Source organism: Leptolyngbya sp. FACHB-8 (assembly GCF_014695575.1).
Classification (GTDB): Bacteria; Cyanobacteriota; Cyanobacteriia; order Elainellales; family Elainellaceae; genus Vacuolonema.
On record NZ_JACJOO010000071.1, the window covers coordinates 79,838 to 96,328 of the forward strand.

Genomic DNA, 16,491 nt, shown 5'->3' on the forward strand with positions numbered 1-16,491 from the left:
TGAGCTGTTTTGGGGCAGTCTTGATTCCTTTACACTTGTTGTGTTTGAATTGCAGCCGCCACTTGTTGCGAAATAAAGGGAAGTAACGTGTCGTTAGCACTATGCTCGCGACCTTCCGTGAAGACCACCAGCAGGTAGGGGTGCCCTTCAGGAAGTTCGATATAAGCGGCATCGTGGCGAACGCGGCTCATCCATCCGGCTTTTGACCAGAGGCGAGCATTCGGGGGTAAGCCACCGCCCAGAAAACCGACCACCTGATTTTCAGGATCGGCAGCTAGAGCGGCTGGGTCCAGGCTGCGGTGAAGGTGTTGCATCATGGCCTGCGATCGCCCCGACGATACCGCGACTCCACCCACGACAGCATGTAACAATCGGGCGGTTGCCTCAGTGGTTAACCAATTGCGATTCTCCATTTCTGGCCCATAAAAGGCTCGCTCTCGCCCATAGGGGCCTTCGCTCCAGGTTTTCTGGTTTACATTAATGGTTTCAAATTCGGGCCAACCGAGGGATTGGTAGTAGCGATTGACGATATTGCGTTGGGTCTGCCAGGTTTCGAAGGGGCCGGGGCTGAGCTCGGGGCCGCTGGTAGTGCCAGTGAGGGTATCGAGAACCAGGCTGGTGGCGTCGTTGCTGGAGTCTACAATCATGTCGCGTACGGCTCGATCCAGCTCAGCAGAAGGGGAAATCATATTATTTTCTAGCCACTCGTGAACGGCGACCAGATAGAACAATTTGACGACGCTAGCCGGATAAATACGCTCCACTCCCCGGTAGCTATAGCCACGCACCGGGTACTTCCAGAACTCTTCAGGAGTGAGGGCTCCGCCAGTATTAACGGGGTAGGGTGGGTCATACACCAGCCAGGTGAGGGCAATCTGATTGCGGGCAAGTTTGGGAAACTGAGCCCAGGTTGTTTCGAGAATGCGATCGCCTACCTGTGTCAATGTGTCATCACGATGAAAAAATGGCATAACGTCTCCCAAACAATTCCCCTATGCTTTCCCTCGCCCAGGTTCAAGCCCAACTCAGTAGCTCAACCCCTGCACAATACCGCTGTCTCGAAAATCTCAATCTTTACGATGGGCCGACTTTAGAGCGGCTGGCAACCCAGGCGGTAGCAGGTCGCCAATTGCGGATCGTAGCGCAACCGGAGGACGGAAATCCTGTTTTGACGGTAGAACTGTGCGAAGACGATTATCCCGGTTGGATCGCGGTAGAGGATCTGGATTTGCTAGAGGCAGCGGAGGCGTCCTATCAGGCGATCGCCCTCCCCTTTGAAGAAATTCAGCGACGATTGCCCCAGGTGATTGCCTTCACCCAGGTGGCCATGACCCAACCCAACCATTATCTGTGGGGTGGCACCGTTGGCCCAAATTATGACTGTTCAGGTTTAATGCAAACAGCCTTTGCCTCAGTGGGCATCTGGTTACCGCGCGATGCCTATCAGCAAGAGGCATTCTTGCAGGCGATCGCCTTTGAAGATCTGCAACCCGGCGATCTGGTCTTCTTCGGTCGCCCGGATCGCTGTACCCACGTCGGGCTCTACCTTGGCGATGGCCGCTATATTCATAGCTCGGGCAAGGATCAGGGGCGCAATGGCATTGGTGTAGATGTGCTATCGGAGTCAGGGGATACCGTTAGTCAAGCCTATTTCCGCCAATACCGTGGAGCCGGGCGTGTTGTCGCCTGTTATGGATGCGCTTGATCTGATGACTTCAGTTGTTGAAGGTGCATGATCTGTAGCGCTATGCGCTGCAAGTCATGCACCTTTTATGCTCGGTCCTTCTTGCGGGGGTAGCGTTACGGACGTTGAGATGAATTAGTCGGTGCGATCGCGACGTTTTCGATACTGCCAGGTCTCGGGGTCGTAATCCGTCAGGGAGGCGTAAGCAATGGGTGGAGTTGTGTCGAGGTTCAGGAGGCGTTGCTGGTATTCCTTCAGGTAATTACTACGGTCTGTATCATCGGCGCGGCTTACCCCGTAAGCGATGAAGGGGGGCAGTACGTCGAACCCAACGAAGTGAAGAATGCCGTGGTTAATGGGGTAAAGAACTTGATGAATATCCCCGTGCAAGCCGGTAGGGCTATAAATGCTCGGCCCACCTCCCGTCGTGACAGAAACCATAGCCCGTTTGCCCTGAAAGTGGCCGTTATCATACCATCGACCTCCTCCGTACACGGCTCCCATAGCAAACACCCGATCCACCCAGCCCTTCAGAATGGCAGGCATGGAGAACCACCAGAGAGGAAATTGAAAGATGAGCACATCGCACCACTCCAACTTCTCTAACTCAGCTGTAATGTCGGCTGCGAAGGTGCCTGTTTCGTGGGCGTACTGCTCTTCGACCTGTTGCTTCAAATAGTCGGGATTTTTCACAGAGGTGAAGTTTCGCCGATCGGATACCGGATCAAATTTCATCGCATACAGGTCGGATACTTGAACTGTATGGCCCGCCTCCGTTAAAACATCCTGAGCAATGCGCGTAAGGGCTGAGTTGAAGCTGCGCGGTTCGTGATGAGCATGGACGATAAACACCTTCATAGATAGCACTCTCGGGTGATTCGGAAACAATGACCTTGATGATACCTTTTAGTCAAAGCATTCGTTTCTTGAACGTAGGCTTCTATAGGCACGTTGATACCTGAAATCCCAGGTTTAATCAGGGAAAGAATGTGTCGAATTCAGGGGCGATCGCCCTCCCCCAAATGATTTCGAATTTGATTTCCTGCGGGAACTCCTTCACCTCCGATTCGTCCTTTTAACTATCATTACACTGGGCCAATCCCTCATCTGTGTCCCTGGAGAAATGTTATGAAATCTCATCGCTTGTTTGGTCTGTGCGTACTTTGTCTTTCATTGGCGGCGCCTGTCGCAGCAGCGGAGGTTTCGCCTAAAGCTCCCACCATCACTTCAGATGGCCCCGCTGCTGTCAGCTCTGACCTCAGCAAGGACGAGTGGGATGATTGGGACGAAGGCTTTGATGACGATTGGGTTGATCGGCGTGACCAGAATAGCAATCGCGATCGTGACCGTGACCGTGACCGCGATCGTTACGACGATGATGACTTCTACAATGGAGTCGATGATCGCCAAGACCGCGATCGCGATGATGTTTATGACGATTACGGCAATGATTTAGATGATCGCTATCGGCGTGATAATGATGATCGATACGATCGCGATCGGGATCGCTACGATGATGACGATCGGGATTCACGAATTCGTGTCTGCCGAAATGGTATTTGTCGTTATGAAGATCGAGACGATTATTACAACAATAATCGGTCGGACGATCGCAACTATGAGTATCGCCTGGGAGACGATAACGACAGCGATAGTGCTTTACCCCTCATTCTCCAAATTCTGCAACAGCTCTAACCGGTCTGCATAATCTGTAAACCCGAATAAACATAGTGCGCAGTACAAAGTACTGCGCACTATGTTTATTCGGGTTTATGAGTGAGAGGAGGGCGATCGCCCTCCTCTCACTCATACGACACGGAAGACTTGCGTCAGTCCTGTTTCATCAGATTAGCTACGAGGAGAATTGTGTTGTTAAAGCTTTGATCTGTTCTCGCAGTTTCGTGATTTCTTCGCTATTTCCTTTTTCGTCGCCCATCTTTTTCAACTGTAATTTTTTTTGCGCTAATTCAGCGGCTAGCTGAAAAAGTTGACGACGTTGTTTTCTCTTGATGCCCAATTTTGCAAGGTGCTTTGAACGGTGCTTGCATAAGCCCTCGTAGCAGATATCTGAGAACGTTCCAGGTACTTCATCTTGCAGGTAAACCGTAAGGCGACGGCGATCGTTATAACCTGCGATAAACCAGAGAATGAGCATGAAGAAAGCCAGCATTCCATAGTTCAATAGCGTGATTAAAAATATAGAGCCATCCGCCTCCACGAACGTTAAAGAGCCATTGTGTACCAGATGGCCAAACATGGCCGCGAGTAATCCACTTGTGATTACAAAGATCTTGTAGAAGGGGTTTCGAGAATAGCGGGCTAAGCCAAAGCCAATCCCTGTTAAGGCTGTCCAAAAACCATGTAATCCTCCAAATACAACAGTTCTGAGAATCAGGAGAGTAAACCACTCTTCCCAGCTTTCTGTGGAGCTTAGATACAAAATATTTTCAATGTAGGCAAAGCCAAATCCTGCCATACCGCCGTAGACAATCCCATCAACCCACCCGTCAAACTCTTTGCGAAACAGAAAGTAGATAATGGCAACGGCCATTCCTTTCAAGATTTCTTCTGTGACGGGGGCAGCGATCGCCCCAGAAATCAACTCGCTTTCTAAGGAATCGGCTCCTAGCAGGGCCTCGACAGGTAGCCCCAGAATAACTTGCAGAATAATCGCGACAATCACAGCAGGGACAGCTCCCCAGAAAAACGCCCCCAGAAGATAGGGCATTGGTTCTTTTTCGAAGCGATCAATACTGCGAATTAGCCGGGTGTAGAAATATGCAGGGATGGCTAGAACAATGGTAGAGGTGATGAATACGTCCATCGGGGAAGTTAAACAAGAGCTTGTTCTTATAGGTATCCCTAAAAGTACGCTCTTAGAAAGGATGGTGAGCAGATCGTTGTACTTTTTAATACGACCTGATGGGGATACTACCAGGGTCTGTTTCAAAGGCCATTTTTGGATGCGAAGTCCCCTTTCTGTTGTTGCTTCACGGCAACAGAAAGGGGACTTCAGGCGTTTCATGTCTCTGATGGCTTATGGCACTTTGACGAAGGAATATACGTCTACTGAGTGTAGCGGCCCCGATGACCGCCACTCTTTGCATGAGTGCTTGTATACCGTTCAAGGAGATGCTTTAGACGATGACCCTGGAATACTTCTCTCAACGTGCCTTAAATTTGCTGTGTATGGGTGTGCTACACCGGGAACGCCTGCTGAAGGTTTATCGCACTCTCAAAGCTTACGAAGCAGGTGCCGTAAGTGCCAGGGAAATGGAAGCAACCCTCGACTGCTATGAACCCATGGGCTGAACGCTAGAAACCGGTGACCAGGCCCAGGATGTATTTTAATCGTTGGAAAGGTTAGTTTTTCGTGCGCTTAGCGCACGAAAAAACTCAACCGCAACGTGCATACAGCGCTTTGCGCTTGAATCAGCCACGGTTGTTTTTGTGGGAGCCGCGCTCCGCGTGGCTCCCACAAAAACAACCGGATTTTAAGCGTTTGAAAAGCGCTGTATAGACTTGAGAAGTTTCGTGATTCGGGTTAATCTTCAGGGTGTCAAGAAGCCTAAATGTGGCCCTGATTTAGCATGCAAGCTTTCCCGAGATCCTTGTAATCTCAACTGGCCCTGCTCCAACAGCACAATCCAATCTGCTCGGCTGATGACCCTCGGACGATGACTAATCAAAATCGTCGTCTTACCCTGCCGATGAGCCAGCAACAATTTCGGTGACTCGCTGGATCGCCGTTTTTGCCCGTTCGGTTGAGCATCAACTAGTGAGATACGAGAGATGGATGTGGGACGTTGTTCCACATCCATCTCTCGTATCTCATCAGAGCGGCAAGGGTTATACGTTAGAACCGCTCTAGGCTAGGAAATGATTTTTGGGCTTCGGCGCGGCCTGCTTCACCACAGGTGCGAGGAGTGGGGAAAATTTTGTCTGGGTTTGCAATGCGTTTGGGGTCAAACACATCGCGTACCCACAACATGGTTTCCATATCCGTTTCGCTAAATAGCTCAGGCATATAGCAGCGTTTGTCTGCACCAATGCCGTGCTCGCCAGAGATGGTACCGCCCATTTTGACGCAAAGCTTGAGGATTTCACCGCCTAACTCTTCTACCTTTTCCAACTCACCGGGAATGGCGTTGTTGTAGAGAATTAACGGGTGCAAGTTACCGTCACCTGCGTGGAATACGTTGGCAACCCGATAACCGTGTTTCTGGCTCAGATTTTCAATCTCCTGCAACATCTCCGGCAGCTTGGTACGGGGTACTACGCCATCTTGCACGTAGTAGTCGGGGCTAATTTTACCAACGGCTGCAAAGGCAGCTTTACGGCCTTTCCAGAGATTAAGCCGCTCGGCGGGGTCCGTGGCAGTTTGAATGCTGCGGGCCCCGTTCCTGCAGCAGATTTCTTCCACTTTTTGTGTATTTGCTTCAACTTCGACCTCCAGGCCATCCAATTCCACCAGCAAGATAGCGGTAGCATCTCGGGGGTAGCAGTTAGTGGCAACCACATCTTCCACAGCATTGATGCTGAAGTTGTCCATGATCTCCATGCCACCGGGAATGATACCTGCGCTGATGATGTCGGAGACAGTTTGCCCTGCGGCTTCAACGCTAGTAAAGTCGGCCAGAAGCACTTTGATTACATCGGGAACTTTGACAATTCGCAGGGTGATTTCGGTAGCAATGCCAAGGGTTCCTTCGGAGCCGACGAAAACCCCTGTCAGGTCATATCCAGGCATTTCAGGGACTCTGCCGCCAACTTCTACAATAGAGCCGTCAGGGGTGACCAGTTTTAGCCCCAAAATGTGGTTCGTCGTGACGCCATATTTCAAACAATGAACCCCACCGGAGTTCTCGGCAACGTTGCCCCCTACGGAACAGATGATTTGGCTGGAAGGATCGGGGGCATAGAAGAACCCGGCTCCGCTGACAGCCTGGGTTACCCAGTTATTAATCACACCAGGTTGTACGACGACCCGTTGATTTTCCAGATCCACCTCCAAAATCTGGCTCATCATAGAGGTGACGATGAGTACCGAGTTTTTTAGAGGCAATGCACCGCCAGAGAGCCCTGTTCCAGAACCGCGAGCGACGAAGGGGATATTATGGCGATCGCACACCTTCACCGCCCACGCTACTTCCTCTGTCGTGCGAGGCAAGACCACAATAGCCGGACGCTGCTTATAACTGGTGAGCCCGTCGCACTCGTAGACCAGTAATTCTTCCTTGCGGCGAATGACGTTTTGGGGAGCAATGACTGCCTCCAATTCTTGAATAATGGGTTGCCAACTCCGCCCAGTCTGTACGGCTACCATGCTTAGGCCCTGCAACAAAATCTGTCTATCGCTTTAAAGTATAGGGATATTCCTTCGAAGATTGCGAGTTTCCAAAAGCCGAGGTGGCGTGGGTTCGTCAGTGCACAAGCGCTGCCGGGTCCGGATGATCGGCCAGGCGACCATCCTCCATGTAGATGATGCGATCGGCAATATCTAGAATGCGGTTGTCATGGGTGACGAGCAGGATGGTGCATTGCTGCTCTTTTGCCAGCTTTTGCATGAGGCTGACCACTTCGCGGCCTGATTTCTTGTCGAGGGCGGCAGTGGGTTCGTCAGCCAGGATGATGCGGGGCTGACTGACCAGGGCACGGGCGATCGCCACCCGTTGCTTCTGTCCCCCCGATAGGCTTTCCGCATAGTAATCAATCCGTTGTTCTAAGCCAACGGCTTTGAGAATATCTGTGGCGATCGCATCGATATCCTGATCGAGATATTTCTCGTGTAATTCCAATGACATCCGCACATTCTGCTTTGCGGTCAAAAAGGTCATTAAATTGTGTGCCTGGAAGATGTAACCGATTTGTTTGCGCAATTGCAAAAGCTGTTGCTTTGTAGCTCCACAAATTTCCTGACCCAGAATCGTCAGACTGCCTTCCTGAGCCGATCGCAACCCTCCCATCAGGGTCAGCAATGTCGTTTTACCCGAACCGGATGGCCCAGTCATGATGATAATTTCCCCAGCATGAATGTCGAGGTTGATGTCGAATAGAGCTTGCTTGCGGAGATCGCCTTGCCCAAAGTAGTGATTGAGATTGCGGGCAGAAATGACGGGGGCGATCGCGTTTTCGAGGGGGTGGGACTGGGTGGTGAGGGTTTGCATAAATGGATGCGTTGGATGCGTTAAAAAATATCTGCCGGATCTGCACTGCGAAGTTTGCGCATGGCGACGGCTCCAGAGGCGACGCACATGATGACGGTGAGGAGGAGGACGGCGATCGCCCGATCTGCTTTCATTCCAATGGGTAGGAGGGTTGCCGCGTAGACAACTTGATAGAGGCCAGTGGCGAGGAGAAGGCTGGGGACAAAGCCGACCAGAGCGAGGATGAGGGATTCTTGCATCAACACCATGAGGAGATAGCGATCGCTATAGCCCATTGCCTTCAACGTGGCAAATTCAGGTAGGTGATCGGAAACGTCAGAGTAAAGGATCTGGTAGACGATGACGATGCCGACAATGAAGCCGATGATCGTACCCAGGCCGAAGATGAAGCCGATGCCAGTGCCGTTGGCCCAGTAGCCTTGCTCAATGTCGGCAAAACCTTCGGGGGTGAGGACCATCACATCCTCGGGGAGGATGGCATCAATTTGTTGGCGTACGGTTTCCACATCGGCTCCGGGGACGAGGCGGATGAGACCGACTTCAATTTGGTCGGGAGTGCGTTCGGGAAAGAGGTTGAGAAAGGTGGAGTCGCTAACGACGACGTTACCATCGGCAGCAAAGGATGAGCCCATGGTGAACACGCCACTGACCTGCACCTGTTTGTTGCTGAGTTGGGCATCGAAAGGCCCGTTTTCGGTGAAAGTTTGGGCGATCGCCCCATACTCCGGTCGCCCCGCTCGATCAAACAACACTTGATTGAGGGGTTTAATTTGATCCAGGTTTTGATTAATTTCTGTGGATTGAAACACCGGGCTGCCTGGATCAAAGCCCCATACCAGAATGGTGCGGCTCTGCAACGTTTCCGGATTGCGCCACTGTGCCGAAGCAATGTAGAGCGGGCTAACGGATTCAACCCCCTCTACACCTGCGGCCTGGTACAACCGCTCCCGAGGGGTGCTGCGAACGGCAAACAGGGTTTGAAACTGAGGATTAGCAATGACCAGATCGGCATCCAGTTCCCGGTAAGGCTTGGTCGCTGCATCAAATAGGGCACCCTGGAAGCCCATTTGAACGAACATGAGGATGTCTGCAAAGGCGATTCCGGCGATCGCCACCGCCAGCCGTGCTTTTTGCTTCGTTAGCAGAAGCCACGCCAGGGGCGTTTTTTTGGTAAGGGTTTGCAACATGGGTTAAAGCTCCTGGGTTAGACCAAGCCATGTCTTAAGGCGACTACAGCGGCCTGTAGGCGATGCTCTACCCCAAGTTTGTTGAGGATGTTGCGAACGTGGGTCTTGATGGTGTTGGGGCTGACATACAAGCGACGAGCAATCTCTGTGTTCGTTGCTCCTTCCATAATCAACTTCAAAACTTCTTGCTCACGGCTTGAGAGGGGAATTAGGGGGGATTGGGCTGCAGCACGGGTGGGTTGCATAGGTTTTGGGAGAGGGCTTCAGATAGGTTCTATATCGAACATTCGTTATCATTTAGGGCGCACAAAAATTAGGGTTGGATGGCGACCTGTACTTGCAGATTGGTGAGTTGGGATACGTGACGACTGGCTTCGGGGGTGAGGGTGATGCGCACTTCTACGACACGGCGATCGAGATTTTCTCCGGGTTGGTTGCTGAAGGTGTTCTGGCGGCTGACCTGTAAACCTACCTGGGAAACGGTGCCCTGCAACTCTCCATCAAACCCCTGGCCTGTGATGGTAGCCATCTGTCCGGTTTGAATGTTACCAATGTCGGATTGATAAACTTCGGCAACAACTGTCATCTGGTCGGTTTGGCCTAAATCGGCAATGCCGTTCTCGCTCAGTTTCTCTCCAGGCCGGGTGTGAATTTTGAGAATTTGGCCCACAAAGGGGGCACGAATATAGGCTTGTTCTAAGTCAGTTTGCGCCTGGGAGAGGGCAGCGATCGCTCCATCCACTTCCGTTTGAACCACCTGCACATCGACCGGACGCACTTCCGCAATTCGATCCAGTGTGGCAGTGGCTTCTTGGAGTTGGGCCTGTAGCGTTTCGAGGGTGCGGTTCTGGTTTTGCTGAGCTTCCTGTAATTGAGCCTGGGCAGTAGTGGCAGTCAGTCGACGGCTGTCTAATGCTGACTGGGAAACGGCCCCTTCCTGATACAACTGCTGGTATCGGTTATATTCCACCTGGGCGTTTTGATATTCCGCCTCCAACCGAGCCAGGGTCGCAGCCTGTATCCCTCGTGCTCCATCCAGTTCAGCCTGAAGGCGAACAATGGCGGCTTGCTGCGCCTGTACTTCCCCTGACTTGGCTCCGGCCTGTACTTGAGCCAGACGCGCCTGAGCCGATCGTACCCGCTCTTGAGCCTGACGGACGGCATCCTGAAGGCGATCGCGTGACCCCAACACAGCAATAATCTGACCAGCTTCGACACGATCGCCTTCCTTCACCCGCAGTTCTAGAAGGCGATCGCCATCCAGGATCATAGGTGCTGCAAGTTGAACCACTTCGGTCGCCGGCTCTAAACGCCCTAATGCTGTAATTGTGCGGTTTTCGGGTGTAGTTTCAACGGGTTGAGCTACGCTTTCTTTGGCATCGTTGACAGACGTGATGCCGTACAGAGTTAAACCTCCGGTAATGGCTGCTGCCGTCAACAACAGGCCAATTAAATGATTTTTAGGAGGCCGCATTGTATGTTGCATTGGTTTCCTCCTAACGTGTTTGACCCTGTTCGGGATGTTGATCGAAATAAAGTTTCAGCATATTCATCAGTAGTTGTATTTGCTGTTCCAAGGAAAATTCTTCTGGATCAAACATGCGATGCAGTAACATGCCGTCGATAAAACATCCCAGGAGTTTCAGGAGATTCTTATCTTTAATAGCAACCAGATCGCTGATCTCCTGTTCGTACTCTTTCCAAACCTGGCAGAACAGAGAGAGGCGATCGCCTCCACTTCGTTTTTGCTGTTGGTAAAACTCAAACCAAATCAGGTTTTGCTTAATGAAATAGTCTTCGTGTTTAGCGATGAAGTAAAAAATGGCTTCAATACGCTCAAGGGTTGTTTCCTTTGCTTGAATTTCGACGATTGCATTCTGGATGTCTTGCAGGGCCATTTCCCGCACCATCTGCTCAAACAACACCTCCTTACTGGGGAAGTAGTGATAGAGCGTGCCAGTGGAAACCTTCAATCCCTGAGCAATTTGCCGCATGGTGATGGCGGCATAACCTTTCTCGGCAAACAGGTCAAAGCATTGGCTCAACAACTCCTTGCGATACTGGTCATGGTCAATGATTTTGGGCATGGGACGAAAGCAAGCAACGATCTCAGGGAACCATAAGCCGCTTGAAGGAGCAAGTTGCGACAGGCCAACTGAGAAACCATACGACGACTCAAAGGGTAGAGCGTACAGGGAATAAATCTCAATCCAGCAGATCTTCCCAGGCCGGACTGTTTTATATCGAACGTTTGTTATATATTAAGCGGGGTAACGCTTGCTTGTAAAGTCTATGAGCAAAGTTTTTTAGCCTCTGAGATTCTGATCTTCAGTTCGAAGTACCCAATTTTTGCATGCGCGTTCCCATGCAAAAATTGGGTACTTCGACTTATCCGGGATTCAAGTTACTTATGGGGCCTCAGAAGCCACAGTTCTCCCGGTACTACTCGCATTAGCGATAAATTGGTTTCAATGGGCTTCTTCTGCCCATTGCAAACATTCCCCAGCCCGATTGCTATGCCCCTAAATTTTCGGTTTGCGATTATCAGCGATCCCCACATCGCTCTCCCGGAGACGATTTGGAATAATGCCCACCGATTTCATTTAGTGGAAGTGAGTATTCCTGCCTTTGAATCGATTCTTGAAGAATTAGCGTCGTTGGAGCTGGATTTTCTGCTGCTGCCGGGAGATCTGACCCAGCATGGGGAATTTCAAAATCATCGCTGGTTGGTGGAGCGACTGTCGCAACTTCCCTATCCTGCTTATGTGGTGCCAGGAAATCACGATGTAATTACGGCCCAGGGGAGCGATCGCCAGGTCACTATGGCTCAATTTATTGAGCTCTACCGTAAATTTGGCTATGGAGATTCCGAGCACCCCTACTATTGTCAGGAGATTGTGCCCGGTGTTTGGTTAATTGGGCTCAATTCCATTGCCTTTGACGACGAGGGCAACCAACTACACAGTGGATTTTTGGATACTGAGCAATTGGATTGGCTCTCGGAAACGCTGACGCAGTTGGGAGACGTGCCCATTCTCCTGATGTTGCACCACAATGTGTTGGAGCATTTACCGGGGCAGTCGCGCCACGGAATGGGACAACGGTATATGCTCTCCAATGCGAAGGAGTTATTGAACCGATTACATCCGGCCGATGTGCCACTCATTTTTACAGGGCATTTACATGTGCAGGATATTGCCCAGGCTCCCGGAATGTATGAGATTACGACGGGATCGCTGGTGAGTTATCCCCATCCCTATCGAGTTTTGCAATTTCATCAGGACAAACAGGAGCGATACGTGCAGGTGGAGTCGGGTCGGGTGCGATCGCTCCCCGGTTGGGAAAATCTACCCCACCAGTCACGGGAATGGATGGGCGATCGCTCCCATCACTTCATGACTCGTTTTCTCACAGAACCACCCTTGAGTTTGTCTCCCGCCGAAGCTGAGGAGTGGGTTGGAGAATTGCGCTATTTCTGGGCTGACATTTCGGAGGGAGATGCCCAGTTTGATTTCGACCATCTACCAGAAACAATTCGCAAGCATCTACGGCGTTTCTCGGCAGTGGATGCAGAGGGCAATACTCTACTCATCGATAATCATGCCCGCCTGGAATGGTAAGGATCACAAATAAAACTAATACCTTCACCATTCTTTTTATGGGAGTGGCGGCTAAGCCACCACTCCCATAAAAAGAATGGCAGGTTATTCAATGCGCGATTCTCAGTGCGTTTTTCCTATTTACCCTGAGTTCGGGTTAAGGGCGTTTTCGAGTGCCGCGCGTTGCGCGGCACTCGAAAACGCTCATTTTGGCGTGCACTATGTGCACGCCAAAATGAGCACTTCAGCTTATCCCGAACTGAGGTTAGGAGATTTCCAGATAAGAACTTCCCCATTATTTGGAAAAAAGGCGCGGCGAAGCCGCGCCTTTTTTCCAAATAATGGGGATATTGTTTCTCAGAAATCTCCTTATTTAGGTTGAACTGACTCAGTTCGGTCCAAACGAGGGGCATTTTCTATAAAGGGACCGCTGAGCAGCAATGCTGTGATGGAATCGACCTCGCCGGTCTGACGCACCGCAAAGTCGGATTGGAATTGCTTGAGTGCTGCGGTCACATCTCCTGACCCAGGGGTCAGATAACCTGAGCGCTGTAGATAATCTTGCACCTGTTGAGGACTGAGGTTGATGGCTTCGGGGCGGAAGAAGGGAACGTATTCCTTGCGCCAAATATGAGCGAGTTCATCGGGGGCCAGGAAGTAGACTCGACCCCAGGCGGGATCTGCAATCACAGCATTGGTATCACTAATTTCCAGAAGGCCGATCGCATGAGGGGATTTGCGTCGCCCATTGTTGCTAATCAACCAACTTGCCAGCACTCCTGGGCGATTGATGCGCTGCATTTGCTTCCAGGTGGTGTTGTTCACTTCTACCCCATCCAGCCCCAATTCACGAGCAGCCACAATGAGCTGTGGCATGGTCGTGCCCATCCGGCTGGTTTCCGCCAATTTGGCAACCCGTGACTCAGGGGCATCAATGCCCCAACGTCGCATGACAGTCGCCATTGCGGCGGCGGCACAACTGCTGGTAGAGGTTTGCTGATACACTCCGTTGGGCAATAAGTTGTCCTGCAAGGTGCTGTAGATCGGTTCAAGTAGATAGTTTTCAGCGGTGGTAAAGCTAGCCAGCCCCAACACCCCAATGAGGGCGATCGCCAACACCTGCTTGCGAAGGGTGTACCAGGTCACGATAAAGCCAACCCCACAGACACCCAGCAGAATCACCCGCATGGCAGTCCAGGTCACACGCATGCCATACACGCGCCATTCCAGCGGCAACCAATTCCATTGGGGGGCGTACAGCACCAGCAACATCATGCCAATGTACAACCCCAAAAAAACGACGGAGAGCCAATTCCGCCCCTGAAATAAGTCGCGGGCCGTTGCCCCACGCCGCAGTAGCCAATGCCCCGTCCGAGTGCCCCACCAGAATGCAAGGCCTCCTAATAAGATTGTGCTGACCAGGCTAAGTACCATGAAGCTTGGAAGTAGATTTTCAGGGTTAGGGATTATGTTCTATATTAGGTTTCCCGTTCTGTTATGGGGGGCGATCGCCCGGTTCATGGGTTGATGGAGCCTGTTATAGCAGTTATTTTTTGTACGCGATCGCGTACAAAAAATAACTGCTATAACTTTCCGGCTGGGTGGAATAGGCATAGGTAGCTCATTTCATCCAGCCCCATACCCATGTTGAACCAGAACCCAGCGGGTCTAGATGTTTGGCAACTGCTATATAGCGCTGTGCACGTTGATTAAGTACGGTGGTGTGGGGCACTTCGCGCCCACACCACCGTTGCTGTACTTAACGCACTTGCACATTGCTATACACTTGAAGGAAAAATGACCGCTTGTCGGTCTGATGTCTTTCTAGTTGCCCTATGAACCTGGATTTTCTGTTTAATGCTGCCAATCTGTTTGTTCTACCGTTTTGGGCGTTGATGATTTTCCTGCCCAATTGGGGGGTAACTCGCCAGGTAATGGCGTCTTTTCTGCCGTTTGTGGCACTAGCCGGGTTGTACCTCTACCTGTTCATTACGGCACTGGATCCTGAAACAGCTCAGGCGTTTACCAGTACTCAACTGGCTGATATTGCGCGTTTGTTTTCCAATGAGCATATTGCTGCAACAGGGTGGGTGCATTTTCTCGTCATGGATTTGTTTGTGGGCCGCTGGATTTATCTGGAAGGCCAGCGTACTGGCGTATGGACACTGCACTCGCTGGTGCTGTGTTTATTTGCTGGGCCAATGGGATTGCTATCCCACATCGTGACAAGTTGGATCAGCCAGCGATTGACGGCAGGCAAAGATGCCACGCCAGGAGCGGCCTGACCCAGTACTACAAGAATTTGAATGACGGTATGCGGAGGCTTCTGCAAGCGATGTGTCACATATAACACATCGCTTGCAGAAGCCTCTTCTTTAACTGGTCTTTATAGAAAAAGAGCGATCGCCCAAAAAACGCCAATTCGGAGTTTTTTTTGCCGCGCTTTTCTAAAAAAATACAACCTAATTATCGTTCTATCCTGACCATTAAGGTTTTCGATGTAACAACAGATAGCTTGTGTTTTCCCATCTTTGGACGGTAAGGCTATGCGCGCTTCGACAGTGGCTCTTTGTACCCTGGCTCTGCTGTCCGCAGAGGAGTTATCCTCTACGGCGATCGCCAGTCCCGCTGAAACACCAAATTCGGCGCCTGTTGACGTCAGCATAACTACTGAGGATGCTGACGATCTGGTCGCAATTTCGGCACTTCCCTCTGTCGCAATAACAGAGCCTGAATCTTTGGTTGTAGGGGAGTCCTCCAAGAAATTATCATTACTGGCAGCAACGAGCTCTCCGGAAGCACCTTCGGTCGCCTCCACCGTTTCCCCACAGGATGGTGAACAGGAAGCCTCTGATACTGAGATTGAGCCCCTTCAAACATCACTGGCACAACCTGCCCCCCCCGATCTCCAAACGGTGCCGGAAGCCGTAGCCTCTCCTGTGAGCGTGAGTTCAACGGCTACGGCGATCGCTCCCCCTGAGACGGTGCCTCAAACGTTGGTAGAGGTAATGGCCCAAAACACGCAACAGGATGCCGATACCTTACTAGATGATGGAACTCCTATTACGGTCACGGCTGATAATAAGCAGGAGGTTCCATCCCAGGAGGACATTGAAGACCTGCAAGATCGCCTCCGGAATATTAACGAACCGCCCCCCGAATTTGGTGATGTCTATGAAGGCTCTCCGGCGATCACCATTGCGGTGCCTTCGGGTTATGGGGCGGATGATGGAATCGGCTTTTTCGGATTTGGCTTCCAAACCAGCGTGCGCGACAATGACGAAGCAGATGCCTCTGCAAATATTGGGATTGGCCTCGGAGATGCCGATGAGGCAGTTGGCGTTCAACTGTCCTATACCCTGGCCAGTTTTGGGGCCAATCGAGATTTTGGTGCGGGGGGCTTCAACGCGAAGATTCACCGCCGGTTAGGGGATAACTGGAGTATTGCCGCTGGTTGGGAAGGTTTTTTGATCACGGGGGATGACCCGGTGGATTTTGAGGACAGCCTCTATGGTGCGGTGACCTATGTGGCTCGAACCACACCTGACATTAATGATCCGTTCAGTCGGGTTGCTCTAACGGCAGGGGTAGGTAGTGGACGCTTCCGTACCGTTGAGGATATTGAGGATGACAACGATACCATCGGTGTATTTGGGAGTGCCGCTGTCCGGATAGCGCAGCCGGTGAGTGCAATTGTGGAATGGACGGGGCAAGATTTGGCGCTGGGGCTGTCCATTACGCCGTTCCGTGACTTTCCTCTGGTGATTACTCCTGCATTGCGGGATGTAGCCGGGGCGGGTGACAATCCTCGTCTGGTGCTGGGTGCAGGCGTTTCGTTCCGCTTCTAACTGCAT

At 51.4% G+C, this 16,491-nt stretch carries 15 protein-coding genes and 2 pseudogenes; 6 read left to right on the plus strand and 11 right to left on the minus strand.

What is annotated here, in order from left to right; all coding sequences use genetic code 11:
* Window positions 1-29: 29 nt before the first annotated feature.
* Window positions 30-971, minus strand: a complete 942-nt coding sequence (locus H6F91_RS19375) for a serine hydrolase (RefSeq protein ID WP_190771534.1) — start codon at window positions 969-971, stop codon at window positions 30-32.
* Between the two features lie 23 nt (window positions 972-994).
* On the opposite strand from H6F91_RS19375, the gene H6F91_RS19380 reads away from it, so the two are divergent.
* Complete coding sequence (locus tag H6F91_RS19380; protein ID WP_190771533.1) at window positions 995-1,705, plus strand: C40 family peptidase; 711 nt, start codon at window positions 995-997, stop codon at window positions 1,703-1,705.
* Window positions 1,706-1,819: 114 nt separating this feature from the next.
* On the opposite strand, the gene H6F91_RS19385 is transcribed toward H6F91_RS19380, so the two are convergent.
* The gene (locus H6F91_RS19385; RefSeq protein ID WP_190771532.1) at window positions 1,820-2,542 is read right to left on the minus strand and encodes an NAD(P)H-dependent oxidoreductase; all 723 of its coding nucleotides are present in this window, start codon (window positions 2,540-2,542) and stop codon (window positions 1,820-1,822) included.
* Window positions 2,543-2,812: 270 nt separating this feature from the next.
* On the opposite strand from H6F91_RS19385, the gene H6F91_RS19390 reads away from it, so the two are divergent.
* A complete protein-coding gene (locus H6F91_RS19390; RefSeq protein WP_190771531.1) occupies window positions 2,813-3,379 on the plus strand; it encodes a hypothetical protein in 567 nt (188 codons plus the stop codon).
* A 157-nt stretch (window positions 3,380-3,536) separates the two neighbouring features.
* Here H6F91_RS19390 and H6F91_RS19395 read toward each other — a convergent pair whose 3' ends face one another.
* A complete protein-coding gene (locus H6F91_RS19395) occupies window positions 3,537-4,508 on the minus strand; it encodes a PrsW family intramembrane metalloprotease (RefSeq protein WP_190771530.1) in 972 nt (323 codons plus the stop codon).
* Window positions 4,509-4,828: 320 nt separating this feature from the next.
* Between H6F91_RS19395 and H6F91_RS19400 the strand changes: the two genes are divergently transcribed.
* Window positions 4,829-4,996 (plus strand): hypothetical protein, encoded by a 168-nt coding sequence (locus H6F91_RS19400; protein WP_190771529.1) that lies wholly within the window; start codon window positions 4,829-4,831, stop codon window positions 4,994-4,996.
* A gap of 239 nt (window positions 4,997-5,235) precedes the next feature.
* On the opposite strand, the pseudogene H6F91_RS19405 reads toward H6F91_RS19400, so the two are convergent.
* The 7 genes and pseudogenes from H6F91_RS19405 to H6F91_RS19435 form a co-directional block, all read right to left on the minus strand.
* Window positions 5,236-5,424 (minus strand): annotated as a pseudogene (locus H6F91_RS19405) (hypothetical protein); the annotation flags it as partial.
* Between the two features lie 116 nt (window positions 5,425-5,540).
* On the minus strand, window positions 5,541-7,010 hold the full coding sequence (gene glcD, locus H6F91_RS19410) for a glycolate oxidase subunit GlcD (RefSeq protein ID WP_190771528.1): 1,470 nt from the start codon (window positions 7,008-7,010) through the stop codon (window positions 5,541-5,543).
* Between the two features lie 97 nt (window positions 7,011-7,107).
* Window positions 7,108-7,851: a DevA family ABC transporter ATP-binding protein gene (locus tag H6F91_RS19415; protein ID WP_190771527.1), complete on the minus strand. Its 744-nt coding sequence runs from the start codon at window positions 7,849-7,851 to the stop codon at window positions 7,108-7,110.
* Between the two features lie 20 nt (window positions 7,852-7,871).
* The gene (devC, locus tag H6F91_RS19420) at window positions 7,872-9,038 is read right to left on the minus strand and encodes an ABC transporter permease DevC (protein WP_190771526.1); all 1,167 of its coding nucleotides are present in this window, start codon (window positions 9,036-9,038) and stop codon (window positions 7,872-7,874) included.
* 17 nt (window positions 9,039-9,055) lie between these two features.
* Window positions 9,056-9,241 (minus strand): annotated as a pseudogene (locus H6F91_RS19425) (response regulator transcription factor); the annotation flags it as partial.
* Between the two features lie 110 nt (window positions 9,242-9,351).
* Complete coding sequence (locus H6F91_RS19430; protein WP_190771524.1) at window positions 9,352-10,524, minus strand: ABC exporter membrane fusion protein; 1,173 nt, start codon at window positions 10,522-10,524, stop codon at window positions 9,352-9,354.
* 10 nt (window positions 10,525-10,534) lie between these two features.
* Window positions 10,535-11,125, minus strand: a complete 591-nt coding sequence (locus H6F91_RS19435) for a TetR/AcrR family transcriptional regulator (RefSeq protein ID WP_190771523.1) — start codon at window positions 11,123-11,125, stop codon at window positions 10,535-10,537.
* A 429-nt stretch (window positions 11,126-11,554) separates the two neighbouring features.
* On the opposite strand from H6F91_RS19435, the gene H6F91_RS19440 reads away from it, so the two are divergent.
* A complete protein-coding gene (locus H6F91_RS19440) occupies window positions 11,555-12,658 on the plus strand; it encodes a metallophosphoesterase (RefSeq protein WP_190771522.1) in 1,104 nt (367 codons plus the stop codon).
* Window positions 12,659-13,006: 348 nt separating this feature from the next.
* Here the strand turns inward: H6F91_RS19440 and H6F91_RS19445 are convergent, their stop codons facing one another.
* On the minus strand, window positions 13,007-14,071 hold the full coding sequence (locus tag H6F91_RS19445; RefSeq protein ID WP_190771521.1) for a cysteine peptidase family C39 domain-containing protein: 1,065 nt from the start codon (window positions 14,069-14,071) through the stop codon (window positions 13,007-13,009).
* A 401-nt stretch (window positions 14,072-14,472) separates the two neighbouring features.
* On the opposite strand from H6F91_RS19445, the gene H6F91_RS19450 reads away from it, so the two are divergent.
* Window positions 14,473-14,922, plus strand: coding sequence for an ABA4-like family protein (locus tag H6F91_RS19450; RefSeq protein WP_190771520.1), 450 nt, complete (start codon window positions 14,473-14,475; stop codon window positions 14,920-14,922).
* A 261-nt stretch (window positions 14,923-15,183) separates the two neighbouring features.
* Window positions 15,184-16,485 carry a hypothetical protein gene (locus tag H6F91_RS19455; protein ID WP_190771519.1) on the plus strand — a complete coding sequence of 434 codons (1,302 nt, stop codon included), beginning with the start codon at window positions 15,184-15,186 and terminating at the stop codon, window positions 16,483-16,485.
* The last annotated feature ends 6 nt before the right edge of the window (window positions 16,486-16,491 follow it).

What these genes read in the sequence shown, in the direction of transcription:
- H6F91_RS19375 (WP_190771534.1), bottom strand. Translation starts at nt 971, where the DNA reads ATGCCATTTTTTCATCGTGATGACACATTGACACAGGTAGGCGATCGC.
- H6F91_RS19380 (WP_190771533.1), top strand. Translation starts at nt 995, where the DNA reads ATGCTTTCCCTCGCCCAGGTTCAAGCCCAACTCAGTAGCTCAACCCCT.
- H6F91_RS19385 (WP_190771532.1), bottom strand. Translation starts at nt 2,542, where the DNA reads ATGAAGGTGTTTATCGTCCATGCTCATCACGAACCGCGCAGCTTCAAC.
- H6F91_RS19390 (WP_190771531.1), top strand. Translation starts at nt 2,813, where the DNA reads ATGAAATCTCATCGCTTGTTTGGTCTGTGCGTACTTTGTCTTTCATTG.
- H6F91_RS19395 (WP_190771530.1), bottom strand. Translation starts at nt 4,508, where the DNA reads ATGGACGTATTCATCACCTCTACCATTGTTCTAGCCATCCCTGCATAT.
- H6F91_RS19400 (WP_190771529.1), top strand. Translation starts at nt 4,829, where the DNA reads ATGACCCTGGAATACTTCTCTCAACGTGCCTTAAATTTGCTGTGTATG.
- glcD (WP_190771528.1), bottom strand. Translation starts at nt 7,010, where the DNA reads ATGGTAGCCGTACAGACTGGGCGGAGTTGGCAACCCATTATTCAAGAA.
- H6F91_RS19415 (WP_190771527.1), bottom strand. Translation starts at nt 7,851, where the DNA reads ATGCAAACCCTCACCACCCAGTCCCACCCCCTCGAAAACGCGATCGCC.
- devC (WP_190771526.1), bottom strand. Translation starts at nt 9,038, where the DNA reads ATGTTGCAAACCCTTACCAAAAAAACGCCCCTGGCGTGGCTTCTGCTA.
- H6F91_RS19430 (WP_190771524.1), bottom strand. Translation starts at nt 10,524, where the DNA reads ATGCAACATACAATGCGGCCTCCTAAAAATCATTTAATTGGCCTGTTG.
- H6F91_RS19435 (WP_190771523.1), bottom strand. Translation starts at nt 11,125, where the DNA reads ATGCCCAAAATCATTGACCATGACCAGTATCGCAAGGAGTTGTTGAGC.
- H6F91_RS19440 (WP_190771522.1), top strand. Translation starts at nt 11,555, where the DNA reads ATGCCCCTAAATTTTCGGTTTGCGATTATCAGCGATCCCCACATCGCT.
- H6F91_RS19445 (WP_190771521.1), bottom strand. Translation starts at nt 14,071, where the DNA reads ATGGTACTTAGCCTGGTCAGCACAATCTTATTAGGAGGCCTTGCATTC.
- H6F91_RS19450 (WP_190771520.1), top strand. Translation starts at nt 14,473, where the DNA reads ATGAACCTGGATTTTCTGTTTAATGCTGCCAATCTGTTTGTTCTACCG.
- H6F91_RS19455 (WP_190771519.1), top strand. Translation starts at nt 15,184, where the DNA reads ATGCGCGCTTCGACAGTGGCTCTTTGTACCCTGGCTCTGCTGTCCGCA.